The 15,824-nt window shown below is 38.5% G+C and carries 16 protein-coding genes; 11 read left to right on the top strand and 5 right to left on the bottom strand.

Annotation, left to right across the window (positions count from 1 at the left end; genetic code table 11):
• Position 1 precedes the first annotated feature (1 nt).
• From GJU39_RS14615 to GJU39_RS14600, 4 genes are all read left to right on the top strand, one after another.
• A complete protein-coding gene (locus GJU39_RS14615; protein ID WP_154281662.1) occupies positions 2-2,224 on the top strand; it encodes an alpha-N-acetylglucosaminidase in 2,223 nt (740 codons plus the stop codon).
• A gap of 99 nt (positions 2,225-2,323) precedes the next feature.
• Positions 2,324-4,618, top strand: coding sequence for a GH92 family glycosyl hydrolase (locus tag GJU39_RS14610; RefSeq protein ID WP_154281660.1), 2,295 nt, complete (start codon positions 2,324-2,326; stop codon positions 4,616-4,618).
• 113 nt (positions 4,619-4,731) lie between these two features.
• Positions 4,732-6,441, top strand: coding sequence for a lysine--tRNA ligase (lysS, locus tag GJU39_RS14605; RefSeq protein WP_154281658.1), 1,710 nt, complete (start codon positions 4,732-4,734; stop codon positions 6,439-6,441).
• A gap of 133 nt (positions 6,442-6,574) precedes the next feature.
• Positions 6,575-6,787, top strand: coding sequence for a hypothetical protein (locus GJU39_RS14600; RefSeq protein ID WP_154281656.1), 213 nt, complete (start codon positions 6,575-6,577; stop codon positions 6,785-6,787).
• Between the two features lie 23 nt (positions 6,788-6,810).
• On the opposite strand, the gene GJU39_RS14595 is transcribed toward GJU39_RS14600, so the two are convergent.
• Together GJU39_RS14595 and GJU39_RS14590 are read right to left on the bottom strand one after the other, a co-directional pair.
• Positions 6,811-7,365, bottom strand: a complete 555-nt coding sequence (locus GJU39_RS14595; RefSeq protein WP_154281654.1) for a pyridoxamine 5'-phosphate oxidase family protein — start codon at positions 7,363-7,365, stop codon at positions 6,811-6,813.
• Positions 7,366-7,748: 383 nt separating this feature from the next.
• Complete coding sequence (locus GJU39_RS14590; protein WP_154281652.1) at positions 7,749-8,288, bottom strand: DUF2892 domain-containing protein; 540 nt, start codon at positions 8,286-8,288, stop codon at positions 7,749-7,751.
• Between the two features lie 115 nt (positions 8,289-8,403).
• On the opposite strand from GJU39_RS14590, the gene GJU39_RS14585 reads away from it, so the two are divergent.
• From GJU39_RS14585 to GJU39_RS24305, 4 genes are all read left to right on the top strand, one after another.
• Positions 8,404-8,922: a thioredoxin family protein gene (locus GJU39_RS14585; protein WP_154281650.1), complete on the top strand. Its 519-nt coding sequence runs from the start codon at positions 8,404-8,406 to the stop codon at positions 8,920-8,922.
• 77 nt (positions 8,923-8,999) lie between these two features.
• Positions 9,000-9,680, top strand: coding sequence for a uracil-DNA glycosylase (gene ung, locus GJU39_RS14580; protein WP_154281648.1), 681 nt, complete (start codon positions 9,000-9,002; stop codon positions 9,678-9,680).
• On the top strand, positions 9,680-10,336 hold the full coding sequence (locus GJU39_RS14575; protein WP_154281646.1) for an alpha/beta fold hydrolase: 657 nt from the start codon (positions 9,680-9,682) through the stop codon (positions 10,334-10,336). The genes ung and GJU39_RS14575 overlap by 1 nt, the downstream gene beginning before the upstream one ends.
• An 80-nt stretch (positions 10,337-10,416) precedes the next feature.
• On the top strand, positions 10,417-10,539 hold the full coding sequence (locus GJU39_RS24305) for a DUF3309 family protein (RefSeq protein WP_379104777.1): 123 nt from the start codon (positions 10,417-10,419) through the stop codon (positions 10,537-10,539).
• Here GJU39_RS24305 and GJU39_RS14565 read toward each other — a convergent pair.
• Complete coding sequence (locus tag GJU39_RS14565) at positions 10,498-10,968, bottom strand: Lrp/AsnC family transcriptional regulator (RefSeq protein ID WP_056850310.1); 471 nt, start codon at positions 10,966-10,968, stop codon at positions 10,498-10,500. The genes GJU39_RS24305 and GJU39_RS14565 overlap by 42 nt on opposite strands.
• Positions 10,969-11,094: 126 nt before the next feature.
• Between GJU39_RS14565 and GJU39_RS14560 the strand changes: the two genes are divergently transcribed.
• Both GJU39_RS14560 and GJU39_RS14555 read left to right on the top strand, forming a co-directional pair.
• A complete protein-coding gene (locus GJU39_RS14560; RefSeq protein ID WP_154281644.1) occupies positions 11,095-11,757 on the top strand; it encodes a metal-dependent transcriptional regulator in 663 nt (220 codons plus the stop codon).
• Positions 11,744-13,606: an Nramp family divalent metal transporter gene (locus GJU39_RS14555; protein WP_154281642.1), complete on the top strand. Its 1,863-nt coding sequence runs from the start codon at positions 11,744-11,746 to the stop codon at positions 13,604-13,606. Before GJU39_RS14560 ends, GJU39_RS14555 begins: the two co-directional genes overlap by 14 nt.
• 3 nt (positions 13,607-13,609) lie before the next feature.
• On the opposite strand, the gene GJU39_RS14550 is transcribed toward GJU39_RS14555, so the two are convergent.
• Entirely contained in the window at positions 13,610-14,089 is a 480-nt protein-coding gene (locus GJU39_RS14550; RefSeq protein ID WP_154281640.1) for a TlpA family protein disulfide reductase, read from the bottom strand.
• Positions 14,090-14,310: 221 nt separating this feature from the next.
• On the opposite strand from GJU39_RS14550, the gene smpB reads away from it, so the two are divergent.
• Entirely contained in the window at positions 14,311-14,760 is a 450-nt protein-coding gene (smpB, locus tag GJU39_RS14545; RefSeq protein ID WP_154281638.1) for an SsrA-binding protein SmpB, read from the top strand.
• Between the two features lie 353 nt (positions 14,761-15,113).
• On the opposite strand, the gene GJU39_RS14540 is transcribed toward smpB, so the two are convergent.
• Positions 15,114-15,770 (bottom strand): protein-L-isoaspartate(D-aspartate) O-methyltransferase, encoded by a 657-nt coding sequence (locus GJU39_RS14540; RefSeq protein ID WP_154281636.1) that lies wholly within the window; start codon positions 15,768-15,770, stop codon positions 15,114-15,116.
• Positions 15,771-15,824: the final 54 nt, after the last annotated feature.

Here is a 15,824-nt window from a genome sequence, read left to right as displayed (position 1 = left end):
TATGAAATTTAAACTGATATTATCTACCGCATTTCTGCTTATGCTTTCCGGCAACATCTGGTCGCAGGATTATTTAACCTCATCCAATCAGCTTATTGCAAGGGTTTTACCGAAACAGCATGACGCCTTTCTTACTGAGCGCATTGCCGCTAAAAATGGCATGGATGTTTTCGAAATTGAGAGTAAAAACAGTAAAATTATTTTAAGGGGAAGTAGTGGCGTGGCGCTTGCTTCGGCATTTTATCATTACCTCACCGAATATGCACATTGTCAGATCACCTGGAACGGCACAAACTTAAATATGCCAAAAACGCTTCCGCCGGTTGCACAAAAAATAAGAAAGGAAACCCCTTATGAATACCGGTATTATTTAAACTACTGCACTTTTAACTACAGTATGAGCTGGTGGGACTGGGAACGATGGGAAAAAGAAATTGATTGGATGGCCTTACACGGCATCAACATGCCACTTGCCATTACCGGAGAAGAATACACCTGGTATCTGCTGTATAAGGAAATGGGCTTTTCTGATGAGGAATTAAAAGGTTTCTTTACCGGCCCTGCATACTTTTCGTGGTTCTGGATGGGGAACATAGATGGTTGGGGCGGTCCGCTACCAGTTAGCTGGATGAAAAGTCATTTCGAATTGCAAAAGAAAATCTTAACGCGGCAACGTGCGTTGGGAATGAAACCCGTGCTGCCTGCTTTCACCGGGCATGTACCAGCAGCTTTTAAAAGTAAATTCCCCAAAGCAAAGTTAAAGGCAACCAACTGGACAAATGGATTTGCCGATACCTATATTTTAGACTCTGAAGATCCAATGTTTGCCACGATTGGAAAGAAATTCCTGCAAAAACAAACGGAACTTTTAGGTACCGATCACCTCTACTCTGCTGATACTTTCAATGAAAATGAACCCCCTTCTTCGGAGCCGGAGTTTCTGAGTAAACTGAGTGCAAGAATCTATGATGGAATGTCTGCGGCAGATCCAAAAGCAGTTTGGGTAATGCAGGGATGGCTTTTCTATAGCGATCGCAAATTCTGGAAAGAGCCTCAAACGGAAGCATTGCTAAAAGCAGTTCCGAATGATAAAATGATTCTGCTGGATTTAGCGACTGAAATTGAACCGGTTTGGAAGCGTACCGAAGGCTTCTACGGTAAGCCATGGATTTGGAACATGCTTCATAACTTTGGTGGAAATACCAATTTGTTTGGTCGGATGGATGTTGTAGCTACTGCTCCGGCTGCAGCTTTGAAAGATCCAAAAAGTGGAAAAATGAGCGGCATTGGCCTCACCATGGAAGGTATAGAGCAAAATCCGGTTCTATATGAGTTGATGATGGAAAACACCTGGCAATCTACTCCTATTGATTTAAATACCTGGCTGCCCAAATTTGTTTTCAACAGGTATGGCAGTCAAAATGCCCATGCGTTAAAAGCCTGGGAGATCTTAAGAAAAACTGTATATACTGTCCCCGAAAACAAATACATTAGAGATGGTGCAGAGTCGATTATTCAGGCCAGACCAACCTTTGATTCGCTTACCAGGTGGGCAAAAACAACCCTTAATTACGAAGCACAAGATTTACTACCCGCATGGGATCACTTTGTAAAAGCCGCACCTATAGTGAAGCATAGCGATGGTTTTCAATATGATATTGTTGATCTCACCAGACAGGTAATGGCCAATTATGCACTTACTCTTCAGCGGAAAATTGTTGCTGCTTATCAAAAGAAGGACCTGAAAAATTTTAAATTGGAAAGCCAGAAATTTATTCAGCTAATTGATGATATGGATAAACTGCTGGCGACGAGAAAAGATTTCATGCTCGGACCCTGGGTAAGTGACGCCAGAAAATGGGGAACAACTGCCGAAGAAAAGGCTTTGTATGAGTTTAATGCAAAAGACCTCATCACCCTTTGGGGCGATAAAAAGAGCCCTTTAAATGAATATGCATGCCGGCAATGGAGCGGTTTACTAAGCGACTTCTACAAACCAAGGTGGGCATTATTTTTTAACAGGGCTGAATCGGCACTTAACCAAAATATTCCCTTAAACATTAATAAATTTAATGAAGAGGTAAGTGATTGGGAATGGAAATGGGTAAATCAAAGAAAGGATTATCCTGTAAATCCGATTGGAAACCCAATTACAACATCAGTTGAAATGCACGCTAAATACCGGAAGTTGATGGACATTGCGCACCAGCCTGCAAAGCAATAAAACACTGTATTACAATATTTTAATACACTAGAGCAAATAAAATTCAACAATAAGAACGCTTAAAATACTTTAGTAATTTACAAACAAATACAATCAAATATGCCCATTTCAGTATCGAGCAATCAGCATAAAAATAACTTTAAATGGGAAATAATCCTTCTATTACTGGTATTACAATTAATTGCCCTGCCAAATCCGGGATTCGGGCAGCAAGCTTCACTGGTAAAATACATTCAGCCCTTTTCCGGCACATCTGCCAGTACAACAATGGCTAGTCAGCATATTGAAGATAAAACAGAAAGATTGGCAAACACTATACCGGCAGTTGCTCCGCCATTTGCCATGACCCAATGGACGCCACAAACACAGCTCAGTGAAACAAAGTGCCTGGCACCTTATTATTATAGTAATAAAAAGATCTACGGGTTTCGGGCTACCCATTGGATTAGCGGCTCCTGCACGCAGGATTATGGCAGCTTCACCATTATGCCAATTTCTGGAAAACTAAAAACAAAATGGATAGATATTGCTGACAATTACAGCCACGCGCAGGAAGTTTCAAGTCCTGATTATTATAAAGTCACCTTACCTAACCACCAGCTTATAACAGAAATTACGGCAACGCTTCGCAGCAGCATGATGAGGATTACCGCTTTAAAGTCGGATAGTGTCTATTTATTAATCAGCCCGAACAGCGATCAAAATAAAGGATTCATCAAAATTGATCAGGAAAAAGGAGAAATTTCCGGATACAATCCCGTTCATCGCATTTATCAGGGTTGGGGACAGGCGGCAGGTTTTAGTGGTTACTTCTACATCCGGATTCAAAAATCTTTCCATGTAAGTGGCTCATATGCAGCAGGAAAAACCACCAACCAGCCATCGGTCGCCAATAAAAAAGATATCGGTGTTTTTGCAGGCTTCAAATTACAAAAAGGAGCGCAACTGATCATCACTTCCGGAACATCTTTCACCAGCATCGCGGCAGCTAAACTCAATCTTGAAAAAGAGATAGGCGCTGCTAGTTTTAACGCAACCCGGGCAAAAACGAAAGCTGCATGGGAAGAATCATTAGCTCAGGTTAAAATTGCCGATAATGACGAAAGACGGAAAACAATATTTTATACCGCGATGTATCATGCGCAACAACACCCGAGGCTTTTTAACGATATAGATGGAAGTTACCCGCAATTTGCCGGTGATTATCAAATCAAAAAAATTACGAAAGGGAATTACTATGATGATTTCTCGATGTGGGATATTTACCGTGCGCAATTGCCGCTTGTAGAACTGCTTCAACCAAAGCTCGCCAATTCATTTGCCAATTCGTTAATTATAAAAGGTACACAAGGTGGATGGCTGCCGATCTTTCCATGCTGGAATAGCTATACAGCCGCCATGATTGGCGACCACAGCACGGCCTTCCTCGCGGCTGCTTATAACAAAGGTATCCGCGATTATGATGTTAATGAGGCCTACAGGCTGATGAGGCAGAACGCCTTTGAAATGCCGGACTCAGCAGATTACCTGAACGGAAAAGGTAGACGCGGCATTAATAGTTACTTAAAATATGGTTATATTCCAATGGAAGACAGTATTCCGAATGCTTTCCATAAAAAAGAACAGGTGAGCCGAACATTGGAATATGCTTATGATGATTATGCACTTTCTACTATAGCCAAAGATTTGGGTAAAGTAAATGATTATAAGGAGCTGCATAAAAGATCTTTAAACTACAAAAACGTGTTTGATCCGAAGGTTGGAATGGTGAGGGGAAAATACATTAATGGAGAATGGTATAGTCCCTATCTGCCAGATCACCGCGAAGCCTACATCACCGAAGGAACGCCAAGACAATATACTTTTTATGTACCACATGATATGCCGGGGTTGATTTCGATCATGGGTGGAAAAAAGGCTTTGGAGAATGAACTTGATTCTATCTTTACGAAGAAAGAATATTGGCATGGCAACGAACCGGGGCATCAGATTCCGTTTCTATACAACTATACCTCCGCTCCATGGAAGACGCAGAAGCAGGTATCGAAAATTTTAGCCGAAGAATATGGAGAAGGTGCAGGCGGATTAAGTGGCAATGATGATGCCGGACAAATGTCTGCATGGTACGTCTTCGCAGCGCTTGGCTTATATCCGGTAGATCCGGTTTCGGGCGTGTATCAGGTTACCAGCCCACTATTTAACCAGGCAACGATTAGTTTTAAAACCGGCAAAAATCTGACGATTAAAACGATAAGAACAACGAAAAATTCGATCTACATTTCCAAAATGCTGTTTAATGGAAAAATTTTAAGGCAAAACCAGATTACCCACCAGGATTTAATCAACGGCGGAAACATGACATTCTATCTTCAGGAAAAACCAGGTTCAAAATAATAAGCGATATACAGATTGATTATTATAAATAAGCTTTTTTAAGCCAAAGACAAATATTGTGAAGTAATGGATTATATTTTCAAAAATCATTACTTTTGCAAAAAATACCCGAAATGAGTATAGGATTATCAGAACAAGAAATATTACGACGTGAGTCGTTAAAACAATTACGTCAATTAGGCATAGAGCCTTATCCTGCAGAAGCTTACGAGGTTAATGTAACTGCTGCTGATATTTTAGCCAACTACGAAAAAGACAAAACTGCTTATAAAACTATCTCGCTTGCGGGCCGTATTATGGGACGTAATATTATGGGTGCAGCATCTTTTGCCGAAATACAAGATTCTACCGGCAGAATTCAGGTTTACCTGAAGAGAGATGAACTTTGCCCAGGTGATGATAAAACCCTGTACAATACGGTATTTAAAAAATTGTTGGATATCGGCGATTTTATTGGCGTTAAAGGTTATGTATTTACTACACAAACCGGAGAAATCTCTATCCATGTTACTGAATTTAAGGTTTTAGCCAAATCTTTACGCCCGCTTCCAATCGTAAAACGAGATGATGAAGGAAACGTTTATGATGGCTTTACCAATCCTGAATTACGTTACAGAATGCGTTATGTAGATTTAACGGTAAATCCTGATTACAAGCAAATCTTCATTAAACGAAGTAAGGTAATCAACACTATGCGCAACTATTTCGATGAGCAAGGCTGGATGGAAGTGGAAACGCCTATCCTGCAGCCCATTCATGGTGGCGCAGCTGCCCGTCCGTTCGCGACGCACCACAATACTTTAGATATGCCGCTTTATTTGCGCATTGCAAATGAGCTGTATCTGAAAAGACTCATTGTAGCTGGCTTTGATGGGGTTTATGAGTTTGGTAAAATGTTCCGCAATGAAGGAATGGACCGTACCCATAACCCGGAATATACCTCAATGGAAATCTACGTAGCCTATAAAGATTATATCTGGATGATGGCGATGGTAGAAGAATGTCTGGAAAAAGTTGCCATCGCAACCAATGGATCAGCCGTGGTTAAAGTTGGCGAAAATGATATTAATTTTGAAGGCCCGTATGAGAAATTAACGATGTATGAATCCATCGAAAAATTTACAGGTATTGATGTTTCAGCAATGACAGAAGAACAGTTGCTGCAAACTTGTAAAGAATTAGGCATCGAAACCGATTCAACGATGGGTCGGGGTAAGTTGGTAGACGAAATTTTCAGTGATAAAGTAGAAGCAAATTTAATTCAGCCTACTTTCATTACAGACTATCCTATTGAAATGACTCCCCTTGCTAAAAAACACCGTTCTGTACCAGGATTAGTGGAGCGTTTCGAAATATTTGTTAATGGTAAAGAAATTGGAAATGCCTATTCTGAATTGAATGACCCGATTGACCAAAAAGAACGTTTTGAAGATCAGTTAACCCTTGCCGATAGAGGTGATGCCGAAGCAATGGCAATGGATGATGATTTCGTTCGTGCTTTGGAATATGGTATGCCTCCAACTTCAGGTTTAGGTTTTGGTATTGATAGAATTGTGATGCTAATGACCAACCAAAGTACTATTCAGGAAGTATTGTTTTTCCCGCAGATGCGCCCGGAGAAAAAGAAAATTGAATTAACAGGAGAAGAGACGGCTTTATTTGCTTTGGTAGCTGAAGGACAACAAGTATTACTAACGGAGGTGAAAGCAAAGTTAGCTGACTGGAGCAACAAAAAGTGGGACACTACTTTGAAAGCACTAACTGCTAAAAATATTTTAAAAGTGGCTAAAACCGACGAAGGTTTATTCCTATCTCATAAATAGTTGAAGAACAGCAATTGGTTATCCAACTCATTGCTGTTAACAAAAACATAACATAAAATTAAAAGGCTTGTTAACAACTGTTTAGCAAGCCTTTTCTATATTTACAGCAATCGATAATTAAAATCATTGCCTTATGAATACTTCAAGTTTAGAAATCAACGAAAGAGAATACTGCATCAAATTAAGTAAAGATGCTTTTGATTTAACACTGGTACGCCAGTTAATTAAAAGGATTCAGGCCGAAGCCTTATTTTTCTCCAGGACTCAGACTGATGAGGATGATCTTTTGAGTAAGAGATCTCAAAGAGAAGAATTAGAAGGTTACGATAGTTTGGACGATAAATAATCCTCCAAACTATCGTTTCCAGTTTAATCAATATTTAAAGTACCTTCAACGGAATCATCCATGGTTTTTCCGGTAATAACAGAGGCTGCCATTTTAAGGAAGGCCACTGCAGTACCATTTTTATTATCCCAATAATAACCTTCTGATGGAATTACTTTTATTAAAGTAATATCTGGATCATCCTTACCACCCTGGAACCAGGTTTTTAGCAATGGGGTCCATAATTCATCAATTTTCGCCTGATCTCTGCTGATTTCAGAAATTCCGTAAATATTTACAAAGCCAGAATGTGCGCCAGCCTGAAACAAAAGGTGCGTAAACGGATCCGAAGAAATCTCATCATTTTTATGACTGTCTTTCAAACTCATGAACCAGATATTACCTTCGTCGTCAACTTGTTGAATTGCCATTGGTCTTACCGATAAAGGTACGCCTGTTTTGATGCTGGTACAGAAAAAGCAACTTTCTGCTTTTTCTGCAAGGTCTCTTAGTTTTTCAACGGCTTCTTTTCCGCCTAAATCCTGAATGTTATCTTCTTCCTGAGTATTATTAGTACTTCCTTCTTGTGATGTTGCCATAGGTGTATATTTTCTATAGACTACAAAAATAATTTTGATTTGGTTTTAACTATTTAAGAAATGAAGGATTAAGCCCGCCTGGCCTGGATCAGAATAATCAGCAAGAAATACCGGATTATAACCACCCCACTCTTCGGACATCCTTTCTTTAATCATAATCCCAATAGTTGATGGAAAAAGAGGTATAGAAGGTTAAATAGGATAAAAATGATGCCGAAACAATGAATACAAAGAAGGAGTAATAGAATTCCATAATATTTTGAAGGATCCGTAAAATCTCAAAATATTTTTCAATATTTTTTAGATTATGACTTTTTCAATCAAAAACCCGCATCAAAAAAAAAAGAGCCAAAATTGGCTCTTCCATGTTATATCCTATTCAATTAGCGATAACGAACTTGTTGTTGCTTATCCATCATGCCCATCTGATCTTTCATTTGTTTAATCTGATCTGCTAACAATTTGCCTTTATCAGCTTTTTTCGCTTCAGCGAGATACATTGTCGCTTCGCGCTTGTTTCTTTTTGCCATTGCTATTCCAGCTAAGCTTAATTTCGCCAATGCAATGTTATGGTCCATTTGCATCCCTAAACTTAAAGCCGTTTTAAAATATTTCTCAGACTTCATTGGTGCAGTTCTACTTTCAATTAAACCGATTAATAAATTATAGTAACCGTGTTGTACCTTAATTAACTGACTTTCATAGTTGGTAATCCGATCTAAAAACATTTTTGCTTTCGGCATATTGTCTTTCCTTAAAAACCATTGTGCTAAAAGCATGTTCTCATTAAAGAAGTAAGTAACCAATACAATAAGACCTAATAAAATGGCTACAATGCCCCATGGCCAGAAACCGAAAATAAATAAAGCTACTGCGCCACCCAGTAAAGCAAACCCCACTATTAATCTTACAAAATTTGGCATAAAATTTATTCTAATTATTCTTTTTTGCAAATATCGTTTTTAAATGGCAGAAATTAGATATTAAAACAATAATTTCATTAAAAATTTCACTGATACAACAATTCACCTGGTTAACATGAAAATCCTCTTATCCATCACCCTAATCATCATCGCAATGAACGTTACTGCACAAGAAATCAATAAAAAAATACATGATCAGGTTCATAATAAAGATATCCTGATCAATGCTTGCAGTCGTGAACGATTAGTTACATTTCCAGAGTTTAAGGAAATGTATGATCCGCTTTATGCAGCTTATACACCAGATGCGGCTACCATGATTGAATTAAAAAAGCTGGTAAAAAAAGAAAAAATCAAAATCGTTTTCGGTACCTGGTGTGGCGACAGTAAAGTTAATGTTCCAAACTTTTTTAAAATTTTAGATGCTCTTCAGTTCAAAGAGAAGAATGTGGAACTTATTGCCGTTGATGGAAACAAGAAAGCTGAAAATGGCATTATTGATGGCCTGGAGATAAAAATGGTACCTACGTTTATTATCTATGATCAAAAGGGAAAGGAATTAGGCCGAATCATTGAGGGGCCAAAAACCACACTAGAAGGCGACTTGTTAGCCATTTTTAAGAAGAAATCATAAACTATTGGCACTCCAATTCGTTTTAAGATTAATTACGACTTAGAACATTAATTTAAAATTACCGTTACAACAATAATATGTCTGCAGCATTAGAACCTGGTTGGTTAGCCGTTTTGGATCAAGAATTCGAAAAAGATTATATGAAAAATCTTAAATCTTTTTTAAAAGAAGAAAAGGAACGTGGTGCAACAGTTTATCCCAAAGGACCAGATATTTTTAATGCATTAAATACCACTCCGTTTGATCAGATTAAGGTGGTTATTCTCGGTCAGGATCCATACCATGGCACTGGGCAGGCCCATGGCTTATCTTTTTCAGTTCAACGTGGCATGACCGTTCCGCCTTCGCTGAAGAATATATATAAAGAACTGGAAACCGACATTGAGGGTTTCAAAGCGCCTCACCACGGGAACTTGACACATTGGGCCGAACAGGGTGTATTGCTATTAAATGCAACGTTAACTGTTCGTGCATCAGAAGCTGGTTCTCATCAAAATCGAGGCTGGGAAATTTTTACGGATGAGATTATAAAGTCCATTTCTGAAAAAAGCAATCATGTAGTGTTCTTGCTTTGGGGAAAATATGCACAACAGAAAGCTGCTTTAATTGATCAAAAGAAGCATTATGTACTTACAGCAGCTCACCCCTCTCCTTTTTCGGCTTATAATGGCTTCTTTGGCTCCAAACACTTTTCAAAGACAAATCAATTACTCATTCAAAATAATTTGACACCTATTGACTGGAATTTAACTGCTTAATGAACGCTTATTTTATTAGTGGCTTAGGTGCCGATAAACGAATTTTCACTAAGATAAAGCTCCATGAACACATCAATGTGATTCATGTTGATTGGATTCCTCCATATCAGAATGAGACTTTGCCTAACTACGCAAAACGGTTGAGTGCAATTATCAATACTAATCAGCCATACATTTTGGTTGGAGTTTCTTTTGGAGGCATGATTGCGGTTGAGATTTCGAAAATTCTGAAGCCTTTGCTAACCATCGCTATCTCAAGTACGATAGTAAGTAGCGAATTGCCGTTTCTCTATCGGCTTGCGGGCAGCTTAGGTTTGATAAAAATAATTCCGTCAGCCCTCATTAAGTCGTCTAACAGGTTTAGTCAGAATCTTTTTTTTGGCACTAAAACTATGGAAGAAAAAAGGTTACTCACGAAAATTATCAACGATACTCAACCAGCATTTTTAAAATGGGCAATTGGTAGTATTTTGACCTGGCAAAACACCATCAGACCAGATAACCTTGTGCTAATTCATGGCACGAGTGATAGAATTTTATATTCCAGAGCTGCTAAAGTTGACTATACGATTGATAAGGGAACACATTTTATGGTATATCAGAATGCAGAGGAGATTTCTGAACTTATAGATAAATTAGTATCAAGATATTTTTAATCAAGTTCAAGACGACAACCATTTGAAGATTCTTAACCGAATCGTCATGCTGAATTTAGTTCAGCACCTTTCTTGTTAAGATCCTGAATCAAGTTCAGGAAGACGATTCTTCGTGGCCACATGGGCGATCGCTCGGAAAAGCCCCTTCAGGGGTTTTGGGGTTAATACTCCAAAGGCACAATTGGCTCTTTCTTGGTGGTTGACATAATCATCATCGTTTGGAAAGTTTTAACTACGGAGATTTTACTGATTTTCTCCATAATTAAACGCTCATAAGATTTAATATCCTTCACATAAACTTTCAAAAGGAAATCTGCCTGACCAGTTACATGGTGGCATTCTGTAATTTCTTTAATCTGATTCACCTCATCTAAAAAGATTTGAATGGTATTATTTTTATGAAAATCGAGTTGAATCTGAATAAAGGTCTTGATTCCCAAACCTAGCTTCTCTTCATCAACCAGGGCATGATAACTTTTGATAAATCCGGCCATTTCGAGTTTACGCACACGCTCTAAAGTTGGTGCCGGAGATAATCCGATTTCCTGGGATAGAAGTAAATTCGTTATGCGACCGTTTTCTTGTAAAATTCTTAAAATTTTAAAATCTATTTTATCTAATTCTGATGCCATATAAATTCAAAGGTATTGAGAACACAAACATAACCAAATTAAATTCTAAATTTTAACATAATTTATCTAATAAATTTTAAAGAATAATTTTTAGATTTACCTAAAAATTTAATTAGATAAACATAAATGCAGAGTTTTACCGAGGAGAATTACCTTAAGATCATTTACCACTTAGCAGAAAAAACCAATAACGTTCAAACGAATGCCATTGCAGAACAAATGCAAACCAAGCCAGCATCGGTAACAGACATGATTAAGAAACTGGCTGAAAAAGGTTTTGTAGATTATATAAAATACCAGGGTGTTACCCTAACGGATAAAGGCAAAAATGCAGCGGTTGATATCGTGCGAAAACACCGTTTGTGGGAAGTTTTCCTTGTGGATAAACTCAATTTTAAATGGGATGAAGTGCATGATGTGGCAGAAGAACTTGAACATATCAAATCTACTGCACTCATTGAGCGACTGGATGAATTTCTGGGTTTCCCGAAATCAGATCCGCACGGCGATCCCATTCCCGATAAAAACGGCCGGTTTGCAAAAACACAATTTACAAAACTGATTGATCTTAAAATCAGTGATCAAGGTACAATTACAGGGGTAAGTCAGCACAGTTCTGCCTTTTTAAAGCATTTAGAAAAACTTGGGTTAACACTTGGCAAACAAATCGAAATTAATGATGTTACCGATTTCGATGGTTCGGTAGAAATTTTGGTTGCCGGAAAACAAATAAACATTAGTAGAGAAGTTGCAAAACATATTTTAATAAGCAGTAATGGCAAAAACTGAATCGCTTAGCGAAGTACATCAAAGCGTAAATACCAGTAAAAGAAAAGGCTGGAAAAGAATTTTAGCATTTATTGGCCCCGCCTACCTTATCAGCGTCGGCTACATGGATCCGGGAAACTGGGCCACTGATTTAGCCGGCGGAAGTAAATTTGGCTACCAACTAATCTGGGTGCTGTTAATGTCTAATCTCATTGCCCTGCTGCTTCAATCGCTAAGCGCCAGATTAGGTATTGTACGCGGATTAGATTTAGCACAGGCATCTAAACATGCCTATCCCCGCTGGGCAAATATCCCTTTATTTGGCTTGGCGCAAACGGCAATTATTGCCTGCGATCTGGCAGAGATCATCGGGATGGCTATCGGTTTGCAACTGCTTTTCGGTTTGCCACTCATTTGGGGCATTTCCATCACCATTTTCGATACCATCCTGCTCCTGTTCCTGTTAAACCGAGGCATGAGGGCTATGGAAGGTTTTATTGTATCGATGGTGTTCATTGTGGGAATATCTTTTTTGGTGGAAATGTTCATTGTAGAACCCTCACTTAAAGAGATTGCAAAAGGTTTCGAACCCTCTATTCTAAACGGTGATGCATTATATATCGCGATCGGGATTATCGGTGCAACCGTGATGCCGCACAACCTTTATTTACACTCGTCTCTTGTTCAAACCAGAAAAATTGAACGTACTAATAAAGGGATTAAGGAAGCGCTAAAATTTAACCTGATTGATACTACGGTTGCGCTCAACCTGGCTTTCTTTGTGAATGCTGCAATCTTAATTTTAGCTGCTGCTGCTTTTTATAAAAACGGTTTACATGAAGTAGCAGAAATACAGGATGCCCATAAATTACTTTCTAATATTTTCGGGAATGTAGCGCCAACCCTTTTTGCCATCGCTTTAATCGCCGCAGGGCAAAGCTCCACTGTTACTGGTACTTTAGCTGGCCAGATTATTATGGAAGGACATATCAATCTTCGGATTCAGCCATGGTTACGCAGGCTAATTACTCGTTTATTAGCGATTATCCCTGCATTCTTCACCATCCTTCACTATGGAGATGATGCCCTTGGCGGATTATTGGTTTTAAGTCAGGTCGTATTGAGTTTACAGCTGGGTTTTGCGGTAATTCCGTTAATACATTTCAATTCAGATAAAAAACTGATGAAGGACTTTGCCATTAAAACCTGGGTAAAAGTTTTGGCCTGGGCAAGCGCCTTCGCTATTATTGCATTAAATGTAAAATTAGTGATCGAAGAGATAAGCGGCTGGGCTTCTGCAGCAAATAACTGGTGGATCTATGTAATTGTAGCTCCGGCTTTAATCTGTATAGTATTTCTGCTTTTATACGTATTCTTCCATCCACTTATTGAGAAAAAAAATCGTGAAAAACAAATGGTACCCCATGGAAATGCTTTGGATATTGGAAAAATTGAAAGAATCAGTTACAACAGAATAGGTATCGCTGTCGATTTTTCAAAGAACGATCGCAATACCATCAGACATGCCCTTATTCAGGGTGGAAAAGATGCGCATTATTATTTAATTCATGTGGTGGAAACGGCAGCAGCAAGGTACCATGGTCAGGATGTAATGGACCATGAAACCGAAAGCGATGCGAAAAACCTGGAGAAATATAGGATAAACCTGGAAGATTTGGGATACGATTCTACACCTTATATTGGCTTCGGAAGCACCGCAAAGGCCATAGCAGATATCAGTAATAAAAATGAACTGGAACTTTTAGTGATGGGTGCTCATGGTCACAAAGGCCTGAAGGATTTGATTTTTGGAACTACAGTAAATTCCGTTCGGCATAAAGTGAATATTCCGGTACTGATTATCCGTTAGCCATTATTTATTGATAACCTTCATCACCTTTTTAATCCCACCGTCGCCTGAATTGTATACCAATAGTTTATTGGTTGATGAGTATAAATATATTGCAGGATACATGGAAGGCAAAAACGCAGGAATAAACATGTGATTTTTATCTTGAAGCACAGTAACGTTAGGCTTCGTATTTAATCCTTTTGCATAGGTATTAAAAAACTGTGGAATGATGTAAGCTTCATCCAAAGTGATCAGATAAATATTGGCCTTTTCAAACTGAGCATAATTAGCGCTTAAGCTTTTAATTTCTCTCTGGCAATGCTCACAGGTGCAATCGAAAAGAATAAATAAGTTTTTCTTTCCTTGTTTCAGGTCTTTGTTCGAAAATGCCTTTCCATCCAATTTAAAAAATGTGAATTGCGGCAATAAAGTAGGTTGTTGTGCTTTAACCTGAAAAGTAGCAGCTAATAGGAGAACTAATAAAAGGCTTTTAAATTTCATTTTCGATGTTTAAATCCCAAACTTAATTGATTTATTTGGGAAGATAATCATATTCCTTTTAGCTTTTACAAACAGATGAACTTTCTATTTGTTAATTTAGCCAATGATGAAATCGAATAAAATCGTGATATCATATCAATTTTTAAGATATTTGCAGCCCGGCAATACGTACCGGTAAGTTGTGGCAAAATTTGCTGCACAAATTAATAACAATACAAGCTTTGAAAAACGACATCAACATAAAAAATAAACGGGCCTATTTTGATTACAATTTACTAGATAAATATGTAGCCGGAATTGCGCTGTTAGGAACAGAAATAAAGGCGATTAGACAAGGAAAAGCAAATATGACGGATGCTTTCTGCATGTTTATTGGTGGAAACCTCTATGTAAGAAACCTGCATGTTTCGGAATACAGCCACAGTTCATTCTACCATCACGACATTAAAAGAGACCGCGCTTTGCTTTTGCAAAAAAAGGAAATCAGAAAGCTAAAACTAAAAGGGGAAGAAAAAGGCTATACCATCGTTCCGCTTCGCATCTTTGTAAACGAACGTGGTTTTGCCAAAATTGAAATCGCCCTTGCTCAAGGTAAAAAAGAATTTGATAAACGCGATAGCATCAAAGACAGAGATACTAAACGTGAAATGGATCGGGCGATGAAGAGGTAGTTTTTGAGTCTGTAGTCATTAGTCTGGAGTCATTAGTCCGAAGCGTGAAGTTATAAGCTGAAGACGTTAAGGTGTATCCAAACACTATACTTGAGACTAACTAAAGCCTGAAAGTTTTTAATACTATGGGTTTTGACTAAAGACTCTGGACTTTCAACTCCAAACTCAAACTCCAAACCAGATAAAGCCTTGCATTTTTTAACACTATGGGTTTTGACTAAAGACTCTGGACTTTCGACTTAGGACTCAAAACTCACAACTCCAAACCAAATAAAGCTTTACATTTTTTAACACTATGGGTTTTGACTAAAGACTCTAGACTTTCGACTTAGGACTCACCACTCCAAACTCAACTACCACGCCTGATCTCCTACCAGTGGCACAAATCTAAAAGTATCCAACACTATTTTTTCGTAATCCGTATCGCTCACTCTAATAACGGTAACCATTTTCTGCGTTTTTTCATCACCAACCGGAATCACTAAAATTCCGCCGATTTTGAGTTGCTTCAATAGTATTTCAGGAACCAGCGGTGCGCCTGCAGTAACAATAATTTTATCGTACGGCGAATGTTCTGCAACTCCTTTAGATCCATCGCCACAGCAGAAAACAGGCTTATATCCCATTCCTGGTAAAACCTGAATAGTTCTGTTATAGATATTCTGTTGCCTCTCGATGGTTACCACTTTGGCGCCGAGTTCCATCAAAACGCAAGTTTGATAACCAGAACCAGTTCCAATCTCCAGCACCTTATCGCCATTTTTGATGTGTAATAACTCGCTTTGATAAGCAACGGTGTAGGGCTGCGAAATGGTCTGACCATCGCCAATCGGGAAGGCAATATCTTTATACGCCTGATTCCAGAAAGTTTCATCGAAAAAGAAATGACGTGGTACTTTACCAATCGCTTTTAACACTTGTTCATCCTCAATTCCACGGGATCTTAACAGTTCTACCAGTTTCTTTCTCGCACCACGTTCTCGGTAATTATCAACAAATTTATAGGCCATGAAGTCTCAAAATTAGTTTTTTTATGTGGTGATGCAAGATAAAGAAATCCACAT

This window comes from Pedobacter petrophilus (assembly GCF_009674725.1).
Lineage (GTDB): Bacteria > Bacteroidota > Bacteroidia > Sphingobacteriales > Sphingobacteriaceae > Pedobacter > Pedobacter petrophilus.
The sequence above is the reverse complement of the archived record's forward strand: the minus strand, read 5'-3'. Positions and strand labels throughout refer to the sequence as shown.